The 19,002-nt window shown below is 71.2% G+C and carries 20 protein-coding genes; 6 read left to right on the top strand and 14 right to left on the bottom strand.

What is annotated here, in order from left to right:
- Positions 1–14: 14 nt before the first annotated feature.
- The gene (locus ACLF5H_RS31980) at positions 15–767 is read right to left on the bottom strand and encodes an SDR family oxidoreductase (protein WP_421679505.1); all 753 of its coding nucleotides are present in this window, start codon (positions 765–767) and stop codon (positions 15–17) included.
- The gene (locus tag ACLF5H_RS31975; protein ID WP_421679504.1) at positions 757–1,347 is read right to left on the bottom strand and encodes an SIS domain-containing protein; all 591 of its coding nucleotides are present in this window, start codon (positions 1,345–1,347) and stop codon (positions 757–759) included. The genes ACLF5H_RS31980 and ACLF5H_RS31975 overlap by 11 nt, the downstream gene beginning before the upstream one ends.
- A gap of 214 nt (positions 1,348–1,561) precedes the next feature.
- On the opposite strand from ACLF5H_RS31975, the gene ACLF5H_RS31970 reads away from it, so the two are divergent.
- Positions 1,562–2,557, top strand: a complete 996-nt coding sequence (locus ACLF5H_RS31970) for a phosphotransferase enzyme family protein (RefSeq protein ID WP_421679503.1) — start codon at positions 1,562–1,564, stop codon at positions 2,555–2,557.
- Between the two features lie 77 nt (positions 2,558–2,634).
- Here the strand turns inward: ACLF5H_RS31970 and ACLF5H_RS31965 are convergent, their stop codons facing one another.
- Positions 2,635–3,741: an NAD-dependent epimerase/dehydratase family protein gene (locus tag ACLF5H_RS31965; protein ID WP_421679502.1), complete on the bottom strand. Its 1,107-nt coding sequence runs from the start codon at positions 3,739–3,741 to the stop codon at positions 2,635–2,637.
- Positions 3,735–4,640 (bottom strand): glycosyltransferase family 2 protein, encoded by a 906-nt coding sequence (locus ACLF5H_RS31960; RefSeq protein ID WP_421679501.1) that lies wholly within the window; start codon positions 4,638–4,640, stop codon positions 3,735–3,737. Before ACLF5H_RS31960 ends, ACLF5H_RS31965 begins: the two co-directional genes overlap by 7 nt.
- A gap of 362 nt (positions 4,641–5,002) precedes the next feature.
- Between ACLF5H_RS31960 and ACLF5H_RS31955 the strand changes: the two genes are divergently transcribed.
- Positions 5,003–6,331, top strand: a complete 1,329-nt coding sequence (locus ACLF5H_RS31955; RefSeq protein WP_421679500.1) for an MFS transporter — start codon at positions 5,003–5,005, stop codon at positions 6,329–6,331.
- Positions 6,332–6,770: 439 nt separating this feature from the next.
- Here the strand turns inward: ACLF5H_RS31955 and ACLF5H_RS31950 are convergent, their stop codons facing one another.
- Positions 6,771–7,670, bottom strand: coding sequence for a virginiamycin B lyase family protein (locus tag ACLF5H_RS31950; RefSeq protein WP_421679499.1), 900 nt, complete (start codon positions 7,668–7,670; stop codon positions 6,771–6,773).
- Between the two features lie 377 nt (positions 7,671–8,047).
- Positions 8,048–9,520, bottom strand: coding sequence for an aminotransferase class I/II-fold pyridoxal phosphate-dependent enzyme (locus tag ACLF5H_RS31945; protein ID WP_421679498.1), 1,473 nt, complete (start codon positions 9,518–9,520; stop codon positions 8,048–8,050).
- A gap of 275 nt (positions 9,521–9,795) precedes the next feature.
- On the opposite strand from ACLF5H_RS31945, the gene ACLF5H_RS31940 reads away from it, so the two are divergent.
- Entirely contained in the window at positions 9,796–10,956 is a 1,161-nt protein-coding gene (locus ACLF5H_RS31940) for a glutathione-independent formaldehyde dehydrogenase (protein WP_421679497.1), read from the top strand.
- A 6-nt stretch (positions 10,957–10,962) separates the two neighbouring features.
- Here ACLF5H_RS31940 and ACLF5H_RS31935 read toward each other — a convergent pair whose 3' ends face one another.
- The gene (locus ACLF5H_RS31935) at positions 10,963–11,895 is read right to left on the bottom strand and encodes an LLM class flavin-dependent oxidoreductase (protein WP_421679496.1); all 933 of its coding nucleotides are present in this window, start codon (positions 11,893–11,895) and stop codon (positions 10,963–10,965) included.
- A 211-nt stretch (positions 11,896–12,106) separates the two neighbouring features.
- Between ACLF5H_RS31935 and ACLF5H_RS31930 the strand changes: the two genes are divergently transcribed.
- On the top strand, positions 12,107–12,583 hold the full coding sequence (locus ACLF5H_RS31930; protein WP_421679495.1) for a hypothetical protein: 477 nt from the start codon (positions 12,107–12,109) through the stop codon (positions 12,581–12,583).
- Between the two features lie 168 nt (positions 12,584–12,751).
- Here ACLF5H_RS31930 and ACLF5H_RS31925 read toward each other — a convergent pair whose 3' ends face one another.
- A complete protein-coding gene (locus ACLF5H_RS31925; protein ID WP_421679494.1) occupies positions 12,752–13,177 on the bottom strand; it encodes a MarR family winged helix-turn-helix transcriptional regulator in 426 nt (141 codons plus the stop codon).
- A 93-nt stretch (positions 13,178–13,270) separates the two neighbouring features.
- Between ACLF5H_RS31925 and ACLF5H_RS31920 the strand changes: the two genes are divergently transcribed.
- Complete coding sequence (locus ACLF5H_RS31920; protein WP_421679493.1) at positions 13,271–13,912, top strand: MBL fold metallo-hydrolase; 642 nt, start codon at positions 13,271–13,273, stop codon at positions 13,910–13,912.
- A 90-nt stretch (positions 13,913–14,002) separates the two neighbouring features.
- Here the strand turns inward: ACLF5H_RS31920 and ACLF5H_RS31915 are convergent, their stop codons facing one another.
- The 6 genes from ACLF5H_RS31915 to ACLF5H_RS31890 form a co-directional block, all read right to left on the bottom strand.
- Positions 14,003–15,178, bottom strand: a complete 1,176-nt coding sequence (locus tag ACLF5H_RS31915) for an epoxide hydrolase family protein (protein ID WP_421679492.1) — start codon at positions 15,176–15,178, stop codon at positions 14,003–14,005.
- Between the two features lie 117 nt (positions 15,179–15,295).
- Positions 15,296–15,904, bottom strand: a complete 609-nt coding sequence (locus tag ACLF5H_RS31910; protein ID WP_421679491.1) for a TetR/AcrR family transcriptional regulator — start codon at positions 15,902–15,904, stop codon at positions 15,296–15,298.
- Between the two features lie 560 nt (positions 15,905–16,464).
- The gene (locus ACLF5H_RS31905) at positions 16,465–16,740 is read right to left on the bottom strand and encodes a DUF4190 domain-containing protein (protein WP_361682167.1); all 276 of its coding nucleotides are present in this window, start codon (positions 16,738–16,740) and stop codon (positions 16,465–16,467) included.
- Between the two features lie 2 nt (positions 16,741–16,742).
- Positions 16,743–16,907 (bottom strand): hypothetical protein, encoded by a 165-nt coding sequence (locus tag ACLF5H_RS31900; RefSeq protein WP_421679490.1) that lies wholly within the window; start codon positions 16,905–16,907, stop codon positions 16,743–16,745.
- Positions 16,908–17,143: 236 nt separating this feature from the next.
- On the bottom strand, positions 17,144–17,584 hold the full coding sequence (locus ACLF5H_RS31895; protein ID WP_421679489.1) for a VOC family protein: 441 nt from the start codon (positions 17,582–17,584) through the stop codon (positions 17,144–17,146).
- 269 nt (positions 17,585–17,853) lie between these two features.
- Positions 17,854–18,141, bottom strand: coding sequence for a hypothetical protein (locus ACLF5H_RS31890; RefSeq protein ID WP_421679488.1), 288 nt, complete (start codon positions 18,139–18,141; stop codon positions 17,854–17,856).
- Between the two features lie 57 nt (positions 18,142–18,198).
- Here ACLF5H_RS31890 and ACLF5H_RS31885 point away from each other — a divergent pair, with 57 nt between their 5' ends.
- Positions 18,199–18,918 carry a family 1 glycosylhydrolase gene (locus ACLF5H_RS31885; protein WP_421679487.1) on the top strand — a complete coding sequence of 240 codons (720 nt, stop codon included), beginning with the start codon at positions 18,199–18,201 and terminating at the stop codon, positions 18,916–18,918.
- Positions 18,919–19,002: the final 84 nt, after the last annotated feature.

The following is a 19,002-nucleotide window of genomic DNA, read 5'->3' as shown; positions in this document are numbered from 1 at the left end:
TGCCGGGCAGGCGCTCAGCGGCCGCCGGCCACGTCCAGAACCGAGCCGACGCAGTACGAGGCGGCGTCACTGAGCAGCCACAGCACCGCCTCCGCGACCTCATGGGGCGCCGCGGCGCGACCGAGCGGGATCAGTGGCTCCATGGCGCGGACCCGTGCCGACTGCCCGTTGCGCTCGTGAATCTCCGTCGATGTCGTGCCCGGCCGGACCGCGTTCACTCGAATCCCCTCGGCCGCGACCTCGCGGGAGAGGCCGGTCACGAGGCTGTCCACGGCGCCTTTGCTGGCCGCGTAGTCGACGTACTCGCCGGCGGCACCGATGCGGCTGGCCGCCGAGGAGACCAGCACGATGGAGCCCCCGGCGTGACCGTCCGCCGTGGACATCCTGCGTACGGCCTCACGGCAGCACAGAATGGTGCCGAGCACGTTCACGTCCAGGACGCGCCGAACCCGCTCCGCGGTGAAGTCCCGCAGCCGCGACGGCGGGGCGACAACGGCCGCGTTCGCGACCAGTCCGCGGACGGGGCCGAGAACGTCCGCCGCGCGGAAGAGCGCCAGGACGTCGGGCTCCCGCGCGATGTCCGCCCGTACGGCGACCGCCCGCCCACCGGACCTGCGCACGTCGGCCAGCAGGGCGTCGGCTCGGTCCTCCGCCTCGACGTAGCTGAAGCAGACGTCCCAGCCGCTCGCCACCGCGCGACGGACGGTCTCCGCGCCGATGCCGCGGCTGCCGCCGGTCACGACCAGGACGCCCCGCTCAGTGGGCACTGCTGAACCCCTCGGGCAGGCTCGGCGATCCCTCGTACATGAAGGAGCAGTACATGGCGTGCATAACGGCCGAGGCCACGTCTTCCGCGATGCCGGGTTCAGCCGATCCGAGCAGGACCGGGTGGTCCGCCAGCCGGGCGGCGGTGCTCCCGGGCGTCCCCACGAGGGCAACGACCGGCATGTCGGCTGCCCCGGCCACGGCGATCGCCTGGTTGACGTTGGCGCTCTCACCGGACACCGTGAACGCGCACAGGACGTCGCCGGTACGCCCGTTGCACTCCAGCAACGCACTGAGGGCGTCACGGGGGCCGAAGTCGTTGACGGCTGCGCTGAGCGCGGCGGCGTCCGCGCTCAGGGACACCGCCCGGAACGGCCTGCCTCCCGAGCGCCGGGTGTTCAACGTCAGTCCGATCGCCAGATGCGAGGCCAGAGCGCCACAGCCGCCGTTGCCCACCGTCCATACCGTCGCGTCGCGCTCCCTGGCCGCGGCCAGCACCTCCACGGCCCGCTCCACCGCCGTGACGTCGACGGTCTCCGCCACGCGCAGCCACGCATCGATGTATTTCGCCGCGAAACTCACAAGCGCTGCCCCCTGGCCCCCGTCCCCGTCGCCCCGGACACCGCAGGACCGGAGACAGTCATGTTAACCACTGATCAGATTCGCGGGCGGGAGTCCTTGAACTGACCGAACAGCATGACCGAACACACAGCCGCCGCGTAGGGTTGGCGGAGCTTCTCGTAAGCGGCGCGGAGGACACCCTCCGGGTCCCGGGTGCTACGGAAGAGGACGCGAGATGGCGGCACGCGACATCTACGTTCCGCCTCAGCGCATCGGTATCAGGGCGCTCGACGCTTCCGAGGCGGCGCACGCGAACTCCCTTGCCCGTTCGGCCATCGCCGCATTCGAGCTGGACGGCTACACCGTCGCAGACCTGGTCAGGCATTCGAATGTGACGGCCCGGCTGGTGTCGGCCACGGGCCCCACGCTCGCGCTCCGCCTGCGAAGGGGGCCGAGCGTCGACAGCAGGACCGAGCTGGCTTGGCTGAGCGCCGTGCGACAAGGCACCGGGGTGCGGGTTCTGGAGCCCTACGCCGAGGAGTTCGACCGGAACACCCGTACCGTCGCGCACCGCGACGGGACGCCCGTCGAGTGCAGCCTGTTCCTCTGGGCGGACGGGCGACCGCTCGCCGCCGACCTGACCCGGCTCAACTACTGCGAGCTTGGCCGGATGACCGCGCAACTCCATGAATTCGCGGCCAGTTGGCAGCCCGCCCCGGGCCTCAAGCCGCTGGTGTGGGACCGGACCATGTACTACGCGGGCACGCGGCTCGTGATCACGGATCCCCGCTACGCCGAGTTCGTCCCGGCCCGGCACGCGAGAGCGGTCGAATCCGTGATCGCCGAGGCCGATGCCGAGCTGGGCCGACTCACCCGTGCTCCCGACCGCATGTTCCTCCACGGCAACATCGAAATGTGGAACGTGCTCTCCACCGGCCCCGGCGAGCTGCGACTGCTCGACTTCGAGGACGTGATGGTGGGGCCCCCGGTGCTCGATGTCGCGATCACCCTGTTCTACGGCCGTGAGCGACCGGACTACACCGCCCTGGCCGAGGCGTACGAGGCCGGTTACCGCAGCGTCCGCCCCTGGCCCGTGCGCGACTCCCGGCAACTGGCCCTCCTCACCGCCGCCAGGGCGGCGATGCTGCTGAACCACGCGCTGCTGACCGAACCGGACAGGCAGTCGGTGACCGACCGGCTCCTCCCGCTGATCCTCGGTGCGGCCCGGTGAAGACCAGTGCGAGACCCTCCAAAGAGCACTGTGCAGAACAGCCCGCGGCGCGCACCGTGCGGGCATCCCCCCATGCCTCACCGCTCGCCGGCGCCGACGGAGCCCTTGTCATGGTCCCTCGACTCCGCCCTTGTGCTCGCCGCGAGGAAGTCGACGACCTGACGGGCGGTGGCGTCGGACGGCGGCACCCCGCTGTCGGTCATCCTCGCCCAGGCCACGGTCCAGGAGGCAGCACTGGTGAGGTCGAGACGGTGCTCCCAGCGCAGCAATCTCGCGGCACGCCCTCCGTCAAGCCGCAGAACCGGCTCCTCGGGGAAGTCGACCTCATCTCGGCCGTCACTCACGAGAGCGCCGGGACCCCACTCGCGGGCCAGCTCGGCAACGAGTTCACCCGCCGAGCTCGCCATGCCCGGGGGAGCGAAGTTCAGCGCGCGGCCACTGTCGATCCGGCGGAGGAGCAGACAGGACGCAAGCCTGGCCAGCCCCCACACAACGTCGAGCACATGCTGGAAAGGCCGTTCAGCCGCCGGATCGCGTAGGCGGAACGCCGTGCCCGAACGAAACGCCCGCAGCGCGTTCGGCACCAGCCGGTCCGCTTCGTCGCCGCCGCCGATGACGTTCCCCAGCCGCACCGACACGATCGACGAATCTGCCGGGACCAGCGCGCGAAACTCGTTGAACAGCGCCTCAGCCATCCACTTCGACGCCGGATACGGCCCCGCTCCGCCGAGCCGTGACACCTCGGTGAGGGGCGGCGCGCCCGCGCCGACGGGCGCATAGCACTTGTCGGAGGTGACATGCACCAAGGCCCGAACGGCGCCCAGGCGGACGGTCTCGAGGACGGACAGCGATCCGTTGAGGTTCACGTCGAACGTCAGGTGCGGTTCCGTGAACCCGCGGCCGAGAAGGGGCTGAGCAGCCAGGTGGACCACGACGTCGGGCTCGAAGGCGCGGGCCGCCGCGAGGACCGAGTCGAGGTCGCGGACATCACCCCGGACATCGGTCACTCCCAGAAGCGTGAGCCACTGGGCGCGCGCGGCGCCGACGGGGTCCTCGGACAGGGAGTAGCCGACCACATCGGCCCCGAACGCGACCAACAGGGAGCAGAGCCACGATCCGATGAAGCCGGAGTGCCCGGTGACAAGGACGGTGCGTCCGCGCAAGGCGTCCAGATCGCCTACCACCCCCGCGATCCGTCCGCTGAGCGCGCGTGGCGTTCATCCAGACGAGAGGGCCGCAGCAGCCAGTCCGCCGTGCCGGCGCTCCAGCCGACGATCCAGGCGAGTTCGCCGAGAACGCCGAGGCGACCACCCTGACGCATGCGCCTGGCCCGGCGCCTGAGCGCGTGGACGAGTTTCCACACCATGAACCAGTCCCCGCGGGCGAGGTACTTGCCGTAATAGCCGCCTTGGCCCCGGCCGTAGGCGAAGCGGACAGCCAGGTAGTTCCGCTCGGTCCGCCAGGCACGGTGGTGGACGAGCGCCGCCGGCTCAAACACGATGGAGTACCCCGCCAGCAGCAGGCGATAGCCGTAGTCGTTGTCCTCCGAGGACGGGAACCGGGTGCCGGGGCCGATCCGGGAGTCGAAGGGCCCGATCTCGGTGAAAGTCTCCGCGTACAACGCGAAGTTGAAGGTTGCCAGCGGATCGGTGGTGATCCGGCCGGTGAACTCGGCCGCTTGGTCATCGGTGTGCAGCGAGGGCGCGAAAGCACCCTGCTCCTCGGCCGCTCCGGCGAGGACCCGGCCCGTCACCACCGCTCTGGGTCCGGCCTGGAGCAGTGCTCGCACGATCACCTCCAGCCAGTCCTTCGCCACGAGGCAGTCGTCGTCGATGACGACGATGACCGGATGGGAGGCGTATCCGAAAGCCAGGTTGCGGCTCCTGCTGATTCCTCTGGTGTCCGACGTGATGTAGCGGAACACGACGGTGTCCGGCGTCCGCAAGCTTGCCAGGGCCTCGTTCGGCGCGTCGCTTTGATCGACGACGACGATCTCGTCCGGCAGCGTCGAGCCGTCAAGCACCGACCGAACCGCGTCGTACAGGAGCCGTGGGCGATTGCGCGAGCTGATCAGCAGGCTCACCAACGGTCGCTCCATCGTTGCCCCCTCATTGGCCGCTGGCACAGGGTAACGCCGGCAGGCGCCTGAGTAACGGCGGACAGCCAACGAGGGGGGCGCGGTAACGCGGCGGGTGGCGGGTTCCGGGGCGTAGCGGGTCCTTGAGGCCGGTGATCCATGGGCCCGTTCGTTCCTCTCCTCGACAAGCCGCTGTGGCCGGACACCCCGCGCCTGGCGTTTCATGTGACTCCTGCGGATGCCCCCCGGATACGACCGACCGGTGCGGCGGGCCGCTTTCCGGGTTGAGGCGGGGAGGGATTAGGGTCACAGACGATCGTCAACTCCTCGGAAATTCCCAGGAGTTCATGGCATCGGGGGGAGACGGCGTGCCGAGATCCGAGACCGAGGCGCCGCCACTGTGGCGGAACCGGGACTACAACCTGTGGTGGGGCGGCTCGGCCGTCTCTCAACTGGGCAGCGGAGTAAGCCAACTCGCCTATCCACTGCTGATCCTGGGCGTCGCCGACTCCGCGTCCGCCGCGGGAATCGTCGCGGCCTGCGCGAACATCGGCTACCTCGGCGCCTCCATACCGGCCGGGGTGGCGGCCGACCGCGTCTCCCGGCGTGCGCTGCTGATCGTCTCCTCGGTGGTGCAGCTGGTCCTCATGGCGGCCGTGGGGCTCGCCGTGGCAGGCGGGCATGTGTGGGTGCCGCAGATGGCCGTCACCGCACTGGTGCAGGGCGTCATGTCGGCGATGCACCAGGCGGCGACGACTCCGGCCCTGCGCCGCATCGTTGCGCCCGCGCAACTCAAGGTGGCCTTCGCCCGGGAACAGGCGCGTGACATGGGGACGCAGCTGGCGGGTTCGCCGCTCGGCGGACTGCTGTTCGGCCTGGCGCGGTGGATCCCGTTCGCATTCGACGCGGTGTCCTACCTCTTCGTCACCCTGGCCGCGCTGTTCATCCGGGGCCCGCTGGGACCTGACCGAGCGGAGGAGAAGACGGCCGAGCCGACTTCCGTACGGCAGGACGTGGCGGAGGGGCTCCAGTTCCTGCGGCGGGACTCCTTCCTCCGATTCCTGCTGCTCTGGGCGGCGCTGTCGAACTGCACGCTGGCCGGCCTGGCGTTCATGTTCGTGGTGGCGCTACGGCACCACGGCGCGTCGGCGTCGGTCATCGGAACCTCGGAATCGATCGTCATGGCGTGCGGTCTGCTGGGCGCGCTGGCCGCGGGCAGGATCGTGCGGCGGGTGTCGGGCTTCCAGATCGTCGTCACGATGTCCTGGCTCATGGTCGCCGGCACGCTCGGCATCGCCGCGCTCGCTGCCCGGCCCTGGCCGGCCGCGCTGTGCTTCGGCAGCCTGGTGTTCTTCATGACTCCGCTGAACGTCACCTTCCAGGCACGCATGGCGGCGACCGTCCCCGACCGGATCGCCGGTCGGGTGATGACGACGACGTCGATGGCCGCCCAGTCCCTGAAATGGCTCGCCCCACTGGTCTGCGGCGCGCTGGCCGACCACTTCTCCCCGACCGTGCCCGTGCTCGCCCTCGCCGCCGTGTTCGCCCTGCTGGCGGTGGCCATCCACCTGACCCCGGCCCTCCGCGGATTCGACGACGGCTCCCGCGCCGAGGGTGCCGGCCTCGCCGCCCCGGACGCCGTACCGGAACCGACGACGCCCGAGAAGACCGGACGCGACGCGGAACCCGCTCGATGAGCCGAGCCGAGCCGAGCCGGGCCGGGCCGAGCCGGACGGGCACCGGGCGTCGTACACCGCCTGATCACCGACGCGAGTTCGATTCCCCGTCGGCTCTAGACGCCGGTGGCGGATGAGTGCGGCGGCGATGCGTAGCTCTCGACGACGCGCCGATGAACCTCTCCCGGTCCCGGGCGTCCGGTGCCTCCTGCTCCGTACGGCACGTGGCAATTTCCTCCGGCGGGGATACATGAGGAACCCCCGGGCCGATGGACGACGCCGAGGAAAAGGCTTTACGGGCACCGCTGTTGCGGGCCCGGTTACCGGCCGCGGACTCCGCGCGAGGTGCGCGAACGGATGGCGTACGCGCGGCGCGGCGGCACGCCGGTCGCCGAGGCGCTCGTACGGGGTGATCCGCCCTGGCCGCGCCCACCGGCGCTCCCGCCCCCGGGGCCGGGTCTCAGCGGGGCGTGAGCCGTGCGACCGTTCCGATCTCCAGGGCGGTCCAGACCGTACCGTCCGGTGCCACGGTGATGCCGTGTGGCTCGGAGGACGGGCTGGGGAGGTCGTGTTCGTCGATCCGGCCGTCGGGGGTGATCCGGCCGATGCGGTTGGCGCCCCATTCGGTGAACCAGCAGTTTCCGTCGGCGTCGGCTGTGATGGCGTGCGGGCGTGAGTCGCGGTCGGGCAGGGCGAATTCGTCGATCTTCCCGTCCGGCGTGATCCGTCCGATCTGACCGGCGCCGATCTCGACGAACCACAGGGCGCCGTCGGCACCCGCGGTGATGCCGACCGGGGCGCAGGCAGGCGTGGGCAGCGGGTTGACGGTGACCACACCGTCGACCCCGATGGCGCCGATCGCGTTCGCCTGGTTCATGGTGAACCACAGACGGCCGTCGGGGCCGTTGGCGATGGCCGAGGGGAAGGCTCCCGAGAGGGGGAGAGGGAACTCGGTGATGTCACCGCCGGGCGTGATGCGGCCGATCCGGTCGGCGCCCGCCTCGGTGAACCACAGTGCTTCGTCCGGGCCGACGGTGATGCCGAACGGCCCGGCGTCCGGCGTCGGCAGCGGGAACGAGGTGATGGTCCCGGTCGTGGTGATGCGACCGATCCGGTGGCCCCGGAACTCGGTGAACCACAGAGCGCCGTCGGGCCCCGTCGTGATGACCGACGGCCCGCCGGAAGCGAGTTCGAGCTGGTGGACGGTGACGTCGCCGTCCGGGGTGAGGCGGCCGATCCGTCCGTGATGGACCAGGGTGAACCACAGCGCGTCGTCGGGGCCGCAGGTGATGCCATAGGGACCGGCCTCCCTGTCGGACACGGGGAACTCCGCGATCAGAGGGGTCGGGCGGCGCGGCATGGGGCGGTTCCTCAGCGGTGGGGGGGGAGTGGAGTTCGGCGACTGCGGATGCTATCCGAAGGGCTCCCTGGCCGCCTCCGGTTATTGCTGCCGCGCGAGGCGAGGCGAGGCGAGGCGACGCGACGCGGCCTGGCCTCGGCCGACGGGCGGTCCGGGCGCACTTGTGCCGCGTCCTCGTGCAGCCGCTCTCCGCTGACTGATGCCCCGAACCGTGGCCGTACCGGCCCCCGCCGGAGTCCGGGTCGCCTGCGGGGGTGTCGGTGGTGGCCACGGTGACGCCGCGGTAGCTGCCCGGGAATCGGGGATCCCACGTCGAGCAGACGAGGTCGGGAAACGGGATGGGTGTCATGGGCCGGCATGGCATCCGCCGGTCCAGGTCACCGCCGCCGTACGACGCGCACCGTCTTCAGACGCTGGTCGGCGGCGTCGGGGAGGAACATGCCGGCCGCGACTCCGGTGGTCAGGTAGTCGAGGACGGGCTGGGTGAGGCGTTCGCCGGGCAGGACGACAGGGATGCCGGGCGGGTACGGGGTGATCATCTCCGCGGCGATCCTGCCGACTGCTTCGTCCGTGGGCACCTGCTCGTGCCCGGTGAAGTAGGCGTCGCGCGGCAGTTGGGCCTGCTCCATCCGCAGGTCGGCGGGGGAGGGGACGGTGACACGAGGGGCATCTCGCAGATCCCCGGCGTGGGCCGCCAGTTCGCGCAGGGCGGTGAGCAGGCGCTGGGCGGTCTCGGTGTTGTCGGCGTGGGTGAGCTGTGCGCTGATACGGCGGTGATCGAAGAGGTGGGTGTCGATGTGATGGTGTCTCCGGAGCCAGTCGGCCGCCCGGTATCCGCTCGTGCCCAGGTCGTGGATGTCCATCACGACCGGCAGAGGGGCGAAGTCGGCGGCGAGGCCGGGACCGCAGAAGTCGGCGGCGTCGTTGACGTGGATGCCGTCGATCGACTCGATGTCCGTGCGGACGCGGTCGGCCAGGTGCAGCGCGTGGCCGATGAGTTCGCGGCCGTGCTGGACCATCTGCCGGCGCCAGGCGTCGATGCCCGCGTACAGCAGGACGTTGGGGCTGGTCGTGCCGAGCAGGTCCGCACGTGAGGCCAGTTCGGCGGGATCGATGAGGTCGCCCTGGAGATGGAAGACGGACCCTTGTTCCAGGCCGCTGCCCATCTTGTGGATGCTGGTCACGCAGACGTCGGCGCCCGCGTCCATCGCCCAGGCCGGGAGCGCGTCGTGGAAGGGGAGGTGCGCTCCCCATGCCTCGTCCACGATGAGTGGTTTGCCGCGGCGGTGACAGACGTCGGCGATGTCCCGGAGGGCTGCCGCCGTTCCGTAGGGGGTCGGGCTGGTGACGAGGGCTCCGTCGGCGTCGGGGTACCGGGCGAAAGCCTCTTCGAAGGCGGCGGGGGAGGGCGGGTGGGCGAGGTGCCGGGCGGCATCCCATCGGGGTTCCACCCATACCGGTTCGACGCCCGACAGGATCAGCCCGGCGACGACGGACTTGTGCGCGTCGCGGCCGACGAGGAGTCGGCTGCCCGGACAGGTCACCGTCAGCATGGCCGCCTTCACCGACAAGGAACTGCCGCAGGTCGAGAAGAACGTGTGCTCGGCATGCACCGCGTCGGCCATCAGCTGCTCCGCGCGTTCCAGCACCCGGCTGCGGGCCAGCCGGTCGTCCAGACCCCCGTTGGCCAGCACGTCACCGTAGAAGACGGCGTCCCCCAGCACGGCACGCGCACGCGGGTCCGCGCCCCGCGCCTGCTTGTGACCCGGCGGTGTGAAGCCCAGCTCGTCGGCATCGCGGTACCGGGCGAGTGCGTCAAGGACAGGTGCTTCGTCGTGATTCGACCCCATACCCGTCCGGTGTTCCCCCGACCTCGAAGGCCATACCTTCCGGACCTTCCGGCAGGGCGGACGGCCCCGCTGATCCAGAGGCCGGTCGAACCGGTGAAGAAGCGGCAGGGGGCTGTTCCGGGACGGCGCCTCCCGCACGTCACGGGCCTCATGGGTGGGTCGTGGTCTTCGTGGCCCGTTTCGTCCGAAACGCGGGTGGGGACCCGACAGGGGCGGCAGTGCCCGCTTGTCCGTCGTCCGGTGGGTAGGACCGCCGGGGAAGGAAGGGAGTGATCATGAAGGCCGCGGTATACGAAGGACCGCGTACGGTGACCGTCAAGGACGTGCCGGACGCGAAGATCGAGCACCCCTGCGACATCCTTGTCAAGATCACGACCACCAACATCTGCGGTTCGGACCTGCACATGTACGAGGGACGCACGTCGTTCGAAACGGGCCGGAGCCTCGGGCACGAGAACCTCGGCGAGGTGGTGGAGATCGGCTCCGCGGTCAGCAAGGTGAAGGTCGGCGACTACGTCGTACTGCCGTTCAACATCGCCTGCGGATTCTGCAAGCAGTGCGAGAAGGGCCTGACCAGCTACTGCCTGACCATGCAGCCGGAACCCGCGCTGGCCGGAGCCGCCTACGGCTTCGCCGAGATGGGGCCGTACCAGGGCGGTCAGGCCGAGTACCTGCGTGTTCCCTACGGCGACTTCAACGCCCTGCGCCTGGGCGAGGACGCGGTGGAGCGGCAGAAGGACTACGTGATGCTCGCCGACGTCTTCCCGACGGGCTACCACGCCACCGAGATGGCCGCTGTCGGTCCGGGAGACCAGACCATCGTCTACGGCGCCGGGCCCGTCGGTCTCATGGCCGCGTACTCGGCGATCCTCAGGGGAGCCGGAAGGGTGTGGGTGGCCGACCACCAGCAGGACCGCCTTCGCAAGGCCGAAGAGATCGGCGCCATCGCGATCGACACGACCCGGGATGATCCGGCCGAGGTCGTCAAGGAGGCGACCCTCGGGCTCGGTGCCGACAACGGCTGCGAGTGCGTCGGCTACCAGGCCCATGATCCCGGAGGTCACGAAGACGCCGCCCTCACGCTGAACGGCCTCATCGACAGCGTCCGCTTCACCGGGTCGCTGGGCGTGGTCGGGGTGTTCCTGCCCGAGGACCCGGGCGGCGCCAAGGCGCAGGGCAAGCTGGAGGCCAAGGGCAAGATTCCCTTCGACTACGGCCTGATGTGGTTCAAGGGCCAGCGCATGGGCACCGGCCAGGCACCCGTGAAGCGGTACAACCGCGCCCTGCGCGACCTGATCGCCGGCGGCCGGGCCGAGCCCGGCTTCATCGTCTCCCACGAACTCCCCCTGGACGAGGCGGCGTCGGCGTACGAGCACTTCGACAACCGGGACGACGGCTGGACCAAGGTGATCCTGCACCCCGACGGCCGGCGCTGAACCAGTTCAGCGGGTGGCGCCGGCGAGGTGAGCGCGAACCCGGTCCGCCGCGTCCAGGTGCGCCTCGCGGACGACGTAGCGGGTGATTCCCCAGCGGCGCCGGTGCTCGGCCATCGCGGCGGCGATCTCCTTCACCGTGCCGACCCAGACGTAGGGCGAGGCGAGGACATCGGCCGCGGCGCACTGGAAGCGAGCGGCGATCCGGTGCGCCGCGGCCTCGGCGTCGTCGGTGATCTCCGCCACCTGGATCAACGCCTCGCGGGCCGGGGCTGCGGCTCGGGCGGCGGCGCCCTGTTCGATGAGGGAGACCTGCTGGTCGATGTCCTCGCCGTTCCAGCGCGCCTCGTGGGTATGGCCGTCGGACAGGGTGCGCCCGAGCCCGCTCAGCCCCACCACGTCCGCGTGCGCCCCGGCCCAGCGCAGCAGGGCGGTGTTACCGCCGCCGAAGGTGAACGGCACCCGGTGCTGGACCGGGCGCGGGCCGGTGAGCCGGGCTTCGCGGGCTCGTGCCTCGGGACCGTCGAGGGTGACCGTCTCACCCGCGAGGAGCGCGCGGCATGCCTCGGCCACGGCCCGGAAACGCCGTACGCGCCCCGCCACGTCGGGCCGTGTTCCGCCCAGCATCTCCCACTCGGCCGGGGTGTGGCCGGCGCCCAGGGCCAGCCGCGCCCGTCCGCCGGAGACCAGATCCAGGGTGGCGACGTCCGACGCGAGCAGCAGCGGCTCACGGACGCCCGCGTGGGAGACATAGGAACCCACGCCGAGGCGTTCGGTGACCGCCGCCGCGGCGGCCAGTGCGACGAACGGGGAGGCGGCGGTGCCCGGGTGGTCGGCCACGAGCAGCGCGTCGTACCCCGCTGTCTCCAGGCGCCGGGCCAGAGCGGTCCAGGAGGCGGCGTCCCGCGGCTGGGCCTGTACGGACATGATCGGTATCTGCATGTCGGCAGGCTAGGACGCGCATGAGCCGGGCGGAGCCCATTGCGCGTGCGGCGAAACCGACCGCGACGGGCAGCTGCCGGCACCCCCCCCGCGAACAGGGCTGGTAAGCGGTACAGGTGACTCTGCGGGCACGCCGCGCCGCGGTGGCGACGGATCCGGCGGACGATCGCGGAAGGCGGGGACTCGGCGGGAGAGCTGCGAAGGGCTGACGGTGCAACACGACGTACTCGGTATCTATTTGAACGACCATCTGGCCGGAGCCACGCTCGGTGCCGACCTCTCACGGCGCCTGGCCCACCGGCACCGGCGTGGTGTCCGTGCCGCGGTCCTGGAACGCGTCGCCGACGAGATCGCCCAGGACCGGCGGAGCCTCTTGAGGATCATGGGCGGGCTCGGCGTGCCCGCCCACCGCTACAAAGTACTCGCGGGCTGGGCCGCGGAGAGGGTCCGACGACTGAAACCCAACGGCGTCCTGCGTCGGCACGCAGGCCTCGACACGGTCCTGGAACTGGAGACTCTGCGTCTGGGGATCGAAGGAAAGTCCCTGCTCTGGCTCACCCTCATCGCGCTGGCACCGGAACGGACCGCTCTGGACGCGGCACAGCTGCACGCGTTGCTCGACCGCGCACGCGCCCAGCTCGACGTGGTGGAGGATCTGCGCCGCACGGCGGCAGCCGCCGTCTTCTAGACGTACCGACGTACCGACAGCGGCTGGAGGGGTGTTCGGCGGTCAGGGGCGCGCTCCTGGGGAGCCGGGGGGGGGATCCTCGGGGGCGGGGGAGCGGTCCTCGTCCGGTGGCGGGCAGGCGACTCACCGCGTGGAGTCGCCCGGCAGGGCTGATCGCCCGTCGAGCGGTCAGCGGCCGGTAAGACGGGCCGTCAGGCGGGACAGCAGGGCGACGGACTCGCCGAGCCGCCGCTTTTCGTCGGGGTCGAAGGTCTCGCGAATGGCGGCGCCGAGGGCGCCCGCGCGCAGGGTGCGTTCCCGCTGGAGGCGGGAACGGCCGGCGTCGGTGAGGTGCAGCAGGAGCTTCCGGCCGTCCTCGGGGTGCGGCTCACCGCGGACCAGACCGTCGGCGGAGAGGTCCTTGACCGACTTGGCGGCCGACTGGTGCGTGACGCCACGCAGCCGGGCAAGGTCCGCCGTGGTCAAGGGGCCACTGCGGTCGAGGAATCCGAGGACCGCCGCCTCACCGGGCGGCATGGTGTCCACGGTCCGCACCGCCCGGACCAGCTCGCCGAGCGACCGTCGCAGCTCCTCGGCCAGCGCGTCTTCGTTCATGGGGCCATCCTAGCCGCCTATCTCACACCTAGTTGTACAGTTAAGTTGTACAACTAGGTTCAATGGTGATGGTGACGGAAGGATGTGCCGGTCATGGAGCTCACCAAGTTCGGTCATGCGTGTGTGCGGCTGGAGAAGGAAGGGCGCCGCCTGGTCATCGACCCGGGCGGTCTGACCGACCCGAGGGCGCTGGAAGGCGCCGACGCCGTGCTTGTGACGCATGAGCACTTCGACCACTTCTCGGAGGAGGCGCTGCGCCGGGCCGCCGCGGCGCACCCCGGTCTGCGCATCTGGACCAACCCCTCCGTCGCCAAGCGCCTCGACGGCCTGGGCACGCGGGTCACCGCCACCGGGGACGGGGACGCCTTCGGCGCGGCGGGCTTCGACATCACGGTTCACGGGGCCTGGCACGCGGTCATCCACCCGGATGTCCCGCGCGTCCCCAACGTGGGCTTCCTGGTGGACGGGACTCTCTTCCACCCCGGCGACGCCCTGACCGTCCCCGGAACTCCGGTCGGCACCTTGCTGCTGCCGGTGCACGCCCCCTGGTCCACGGTCGGCGATCTGATCGACTACCTGCGCGAGGTCGCCCCCCGCGACGCCTACGCCGTGCACGACGGCGCCCTCAACGACATCGGCACCGCCATGGTCGACGGCTTCCTCGGTGAGCGGGGCCCCGGGATCCCGGCCCGTTACCACCGGCTGGCCCCGGACACGAGCGTCCGCATCGGCTGAGGGCCGCCGTCACCGGCGACGGCGGCGCCGCCTCACCCGCCGCCCCCGGCCCTGTTTCCACCGACCTTCACCGGCTCACCCGCCCGACGGTCAGGCGCGGGCGTGGTGGCGGAGCCCGCGGAAGAACGCGGTGATGTCGTCGGCGAGCAGGCCGGGTTCCTCGTGGGCGGCGAAGTGCCCGCCGCGGGGCATGTGCGTGTAGCGCGTGAGGCGGTAGGTGCGCTCGGCCCAGCTTCGTGGCGGTCGGGCGAGGTCCGCGGGGAACAGGGCGAGGGCGGTGGGGACCTCCACCCGCCGTACCCGCCGCGTCAGGTGGTGCGCGTACTCGTAGTACGGGCGGAAGGACGTGGAGATCGTGCCGGTGAACCAGTAGAGGGACGCCTGGGTGAGGAGGAAGTCGTCGCTGAAGCGCGTGGACAGGTCGCCTCCGCAGTCGCTCCACGCCCGGTATTTCTCCAGTACCCAGGACAGCAGTCCGGCGGGTGAGTCGCTCAGGGCGGGAGCGAGGGTGAGCGGGCGGGTGTTCTGCTGGTGCATATAGCCCCCCTCCTCCGCCAGCCAGGCGGTGGCGGAGCCGAGATGCGCCTCCTCCTCGGGCGTCAGCGACGCGGGATCGGGCTCGGCGGGGGCCGCTACGGCGAGCAGGTGGATGCCCACGACGGACTCCGGGTGCGTCTCGGCGAGCCGCGAGGTGACACCGGCGCCCAGGTCCCCGCCGTGAGCCGCGTAGTGCCGGAAGCCGAGGTGGTCGTGCATCAGCCGGTGCCAGAGCTCGTGGGTCTGCTCCGTGCCGTCGAGAGTGGGCCGCTGGGGGCTGAAGGGAAAGCCGGGCAGGGAGGGGACGATCACGGTGAAGGCGTCCCGGGCGTCGCGGCCATGGCGGGAGGGAGCGGCCAGTCGCTCGGCGAGTGCCGTGAGTTCCAGGACCGTACTCGGCCAGCCATGGGTGAGGACGATCGGCAGGGCATCCGGGCGCTCGGCGTCGTAGCGGAGGTAGTGCACCGGCGTGCCGTCGATGTCGGCGAAGTGGGACGGCAGGGCGTTGACGGCGGCTTCGTGCGTCCGCCACGCGTAGTCGGTGGCCCAGTACCTGACGAGGCGGCGGAGTTCGGCGGCGTCGGTCCCCGCCCGCCAGCCGTCGACCGGCCAGGGCTCGGGCCACCGGGTGGCGCGCAGTCGGGCGCGCAGGTCCGCCAGATCGGCGTCACCGACCTCGATGAGCGGGGCGTTTCTCGGCACGGTGTGCTCCTTGATGCGGGTACTCATGCGGGTACTCAGTGGGCGAGGCCGGGGGCGACTGGGGCGCCGTCGGCCGCTTCAGGAGCCGGACAGGGGCGGCGTCACGGGCTCGCGCATGGGTGCACGGGCTCGCGGTAGGGACGTTCATGCGCCTGATCCGGTGGCCGGGCCGAGTGTCTGCACGATGGCCGCACGGGTCTCCGCACGCGGTTCTCGCTCCGTGGAGAGCAGCGCCTGCATGATCATTCCTTCCAGGAGGGCGTCCAGGCGGGCCGCTGTTTCGACGCCGGTGAAGCGGGCCAGCACCGCCCGGCTGGACCTGGTCCACTCCTGGGTCAGCGCGCGCAGCGCGGGATCGCGCAACGCGGCCAGGTGCAGCTCGAATCCGAGGACCGCGCTGCGGTGCCGGGCCGGTCCGCCCCGGACCAACTCCACCAGGACGTCGACCAGGTCCTCGCGCGAGGTCACCTCGGCGAAGAGCGCCTCGTACTCGGTGCTCCGCCGCTCGACGTACCGGGCGAACGCCCGCGCGCACAGTTCGGTCAGGCTCGCGAAGTGATAGGTGACGGAGCCCAGCGGCACGTCCGCACGGGCGGCGACCTTGCGGTGCGTGATCCCGGCGACCCCGTCCTCGACGAGCACCTCGAGCGCGGCGTCGAGCACGCGTTCCCCGCGCAGTGGATCGTGGCGGCGCGTACGTCGCCCCTCGCCGCGCGCCGCCTCTTGCTTCTCAGGTGCTGCCCGCTCGCCCATAAGAACAAATGTACACCTCATAAGAACGGACGTTCTTATGAGGTGTACCGAGCACGGCGCCCGGTGCGGCGACTGCGGGGCTACCCGCCGCCACCTCCTCCGCCACCGCCGCCTGTATCGGGGGCGTGGGCGGGGCAGTGATGGCCGCAGCCGGTCATCTCGTCGAGGGCCCATGTGGCGGCCGCGACTCCTCCGAAGACGATGCACAACAGGCCGATGAACACGCCGACGACGAGCGCGTACTCGCGTGCGGTACGTGACCGTGATCTCGCCACGAGCCTCCTCCCGGTGCGGAGCTGTGAGGAAGAGTCTCCCGCTGCGCGGCGGCGGCTGTCACTACCGGGTGCCGTCCAGGAATATGCGCCAAGAGCGTTGTCGGCACGGGCATCTGACGTCCCGAGAGCCCGCTTCAGCCGGTCGACGGAGGCGAGTTGGCCGACGACGACCACTCGGGTGCCGGACGCCACCCCCACCCCGGCGATCCGGGCCTCGCGGCGCAGCCACCCGCAGCCACCCGCACGGGCACCGGCACGGGTACCGGTACCGGCACCCCAGAGTGCTCAGCCGCCCCAGATCGACCAGGACGTGGCTCCGTGGACGGATGCCAGGACGGCGAACACGACCAGGTCGGCGATGCCGAGCCCCAGTCCGAGCAGTGCCCGGAAGCGGCGGGGCGTGTCCCGGCGCAGGGCGATGACGGCGAGCACGATGGCGATCGGGCCGAGGACCAGGTTGAGGACGAGCAGTCCGAGCAGCCCCAGCACGAAGGAGGCCACCGCCATGCCCTCGGTGTCCCGTCGGCCCGTGCGCGCGGAGGGCGGTGCGGTCAGCCGCATGGTCAGGCCCTCCTCGTCCGGCCACGCCGACGCCGCTCGCGTCCGGCGAACACGACGAGCCAGCCGACGATCACGGCACCGACCACCAATGTGACGGGCCAGGGAAGGTAGGCGGCGGAGCCCAGGATGATGCCCAGCATGAGCAGGGCGACGACCAGGAACAGCACGTCTACCTCCTCGGTCGGGCAGTGCCGGTGATGGACGACGGTTCGCCGTTCTGTCCGTACGGCGACCTCTGCGGCCGATTCCTCAACACGTTCATGACATCGCCGTTACCCCCGGGTACGCGTCTCACGCGCGGCGAAATCGGCCCCCGGCACCGGAGGTGGCCGACCACGCCCCGCGCATCCGTCGGTCCAGCACCCGACGATCCCGTACGGCTGTACGGTCCGGGTCCGCTCCTTCAGCCCAGTTGCTCGGCCAGCCCGACGATGATGCCCTCCGGGCCGCGCACGTAGCAGAGCAGATAGCTGTCCTCGAACCGGGCGATCTCACCCACGAGTTCGGCGCCGTGAGGGCGCAGACGGGCAACGGTGTCCTCGATGTCGTCGACGGCGAACATGACGCGGTGCGTGCCCGGAATGTTGTGCGGCCGGTTGCGCGGCCCCGCGCTGATCGCCTCCGGGCTGCGGTACTTCGCCAGTTCGAGCCGGCTGGTGCCGTCGGGCGTCCGGACCATCGCGATGTCACAGCGGACGCCGTCGAGCCCCGTGCACCGATCGGCGAAGAGGCCCTCGATCTCCGCCCTGCCCTCCAGTTCCATACCGAGTTCCATGAAGAACGCGATGGCGGCGTCCATGTCCTCGACGACGATGCCGACATTGTCCATCCGCAGGATCGCCATGATGGTTTCTCCTTCTCCCTCGCCGGGCCGACCTGTCTCTGCGAGCATCCTCGGCCGATCTCCGACCGCCGACCTCCGACCGCCGACATGCGGCTACGAGACGGACGGCGACGGACGACGACGGACGACGACTCGTGCTCACCGGCCAGGTGCAGCGCCCGGCCCGCAAGCTCCTGTGACTGAGCATGGCGGATGGTGGGCCGGAACACCTTCGACCGAGCGCGGACAGAGTCATCGCCGCCACGGCGGACGCCGCCTTCGGCGGTATCTCAGTCGGCGATCAGGACGCGTGCGACCCGGGCGGGGTCGGGCCCGAGGTGCGTACCGGCGGCGAGTTCGGTGCGGAAGCGGTCGTAGCGATCGGTGAAGAACGCGTGGGCCGGGTGGTCGGGTTCGGCCGCGGCGAGGTCGACGAAGAGCTTGACCAGGCCGGGCGTGGCGGCGTTCCGCGCCAGCAGGTCGGCGTACCCGGCGCCGGGCCGGTCGAGCAGGCGGCTCGGCCCGTTGCTCGCCGTCACCCATCTGAGCTGGATGTTCCCGGCCGCCGCTACGCTCACCCGGCTCCAGGCGCGACGGAACAGCTCGACGAGGCGAGCAAAGTCTCCCGCTTCGCCGTGCTGGCCGCCGTCGACGGCTTCGCCCGCTTCGCCGAGGCCGCCGCCCCGGTCCACACCGAGGACGTCGAGCGCGTCTGCACCCTCAACGAGCCCAACATGATCGCCGCCCTCCTGCCCCTCCTCACCCAGACCCACCGCCGCGCCGTCGAGGTGGTCAAGTCCCGCGCCCCGCACGTCCGCACGGGCTGGTCGGTGGCCGTCCAGGCGATCGAGGCCCGGCCCGGCGGGGAACGGGTCGCCGAGGAGTACGGCCGATCGCGCCAGGACGTCTTCCTGCACGCCGCGCAGGGCGACGACTGGCTCGGCATCCAGACCTGCACCCGGGTCCTGGTGGGCCTGGACGGCGCGCTGCCCGTTCCCGACGGCGCCGAACGCACCCTCACCGGACGGGAGTTCCACCCGGGGGCACTCGGCGCGACGCTGCGCCGGGCTGCCGCGCTTGCCCCTGGCAGGCCGCCCGTCGTGACGGAGAACGGCATCGCCACCGACGACGACACCCGCCGCGTCGCCGACACCGCCGAGGCTCTGACCGGCCTTGTCGGTGCGATGGCCGACGGCGTCGACGTCCGCGGATACTTCCACTGGAGCGCCCTCGACACCTACGAATGGGGCAGCTACCGGCCCACGTTCGGCCTCGTCGCCGTCGACCGCACCACCTTCGTCCGCACCACCTTCGTCCGCACCACGAAGCCCTCCGCCGCCCGGCCCACAGCTTGACCGGCGGGCCGGACGGGCGCACTTCCTCGCGGGTCCGCTGATCCACAAGAGACGGCCTAGGCTGGAGTGAGATCGATCAAGGAG

It is taken from the genome of Streptomyces sp. LaBMicrA B280 (assembly GCF_049222185.1).
Taxonomy (GTDB): Bacteria; Actinomycetota; Actinomycetes; order Streptomycetales; family Streptomycetaceae; genus Streptomyces; species Streptomyces murinus.
Note: the sequence above shows the minus strand (reverse complement) of the source record. Positions and strands in the feature narration are given on the sequence as shown.

What these genes read in the sequence shown, in the direction of transcription:
- ACLF5H_RS31920 (WP_421679493.1), top strand. Translation starts at nt 13,271, where the DNA reads ATGGAGCTCACCAAGTTCGGTCATGCGTGTGTGCGGCTGGAGAAGGAA.
- ACLF5H_RS31905 (WP_361682167.1), bottom strand. Translation starts at nt 16,740, where the DNA reads ATGCGGCTGACCGCACCGCCCTCCGCGCGCACGGGCCGACGGGACACC.
- ACLF5H_RS31925 (WP_421679494.1), bottom strand. Translation starts at nt 13,177, where the DNA reads ATGAACGAAGACGCGCTGGCCGAGGAGCTGCGACGGTCGCTCGGCGAG.
- ACLF5H_RS31935 (WP_421679496.1), bottom strand. Translation starts at nt 11,895, where the DNA reads ATGCAGATACCGATCATGTCCGTACAGGCCCAGCCGCGGGACGCCGCC.
- ACLF5H_RS31940 (WP_421679497.1), top strand. Translation starts at nt 9,796, where the DNA reads ATGAAGGCCGCGGTATACGAAGGACCGCGTACGGTGACCGTCAAGGAC.
- ACLF5H_RS31970 (WP_421679503.1), top strand. Translation starts at nt 1,562, where the DNA reads ATGGCGGCACGCGACATCTACGTTCCGCCTCAGCGCATCGGTATCAGG.
- ACLF5H_RS31895 (WP_421679489.1), bottom strand. Translation starts at nt 17,584, where the DNA reads ATGGCGATCCTGCGGATGGACAATGTCGGCATCGTCGTCGAGGACATG.
- ACLF5H_RS31915 (WP_421679492.1), bottom strand. Translation starts at nt 15,178, where the DNA reads ATGAGTACCCGCATCAAGGAGCACACCGTGCCGAGAAACGCCCCGCTC.
- ACLF5H_RS31950 (WP_421679499.1), bottom strand. Translation starts at nt 7,670, where the DNA reads ATGCCGCGCCGCCCGACCCCTCTGATCGCGGAGTTCCCCGTGTCCGAC.
- ACLF5H_RS31910 (WP_421679491.1), bottom strand. Translation starts at nt 15,904, where the DNA reads ATGGGCGAGCGGGCAGCACCTGAGAAGCAAGAGGCGGCGCGCGGCGAG.
- ACLF5H_RS31945 (WP_421679498.1), bottom strand. Translation starts at nt 9,520, where the DNA reads ATGGGGTCGAATCACGACGAAGCACCTGTCCTTGACGCACTCGCCCGG.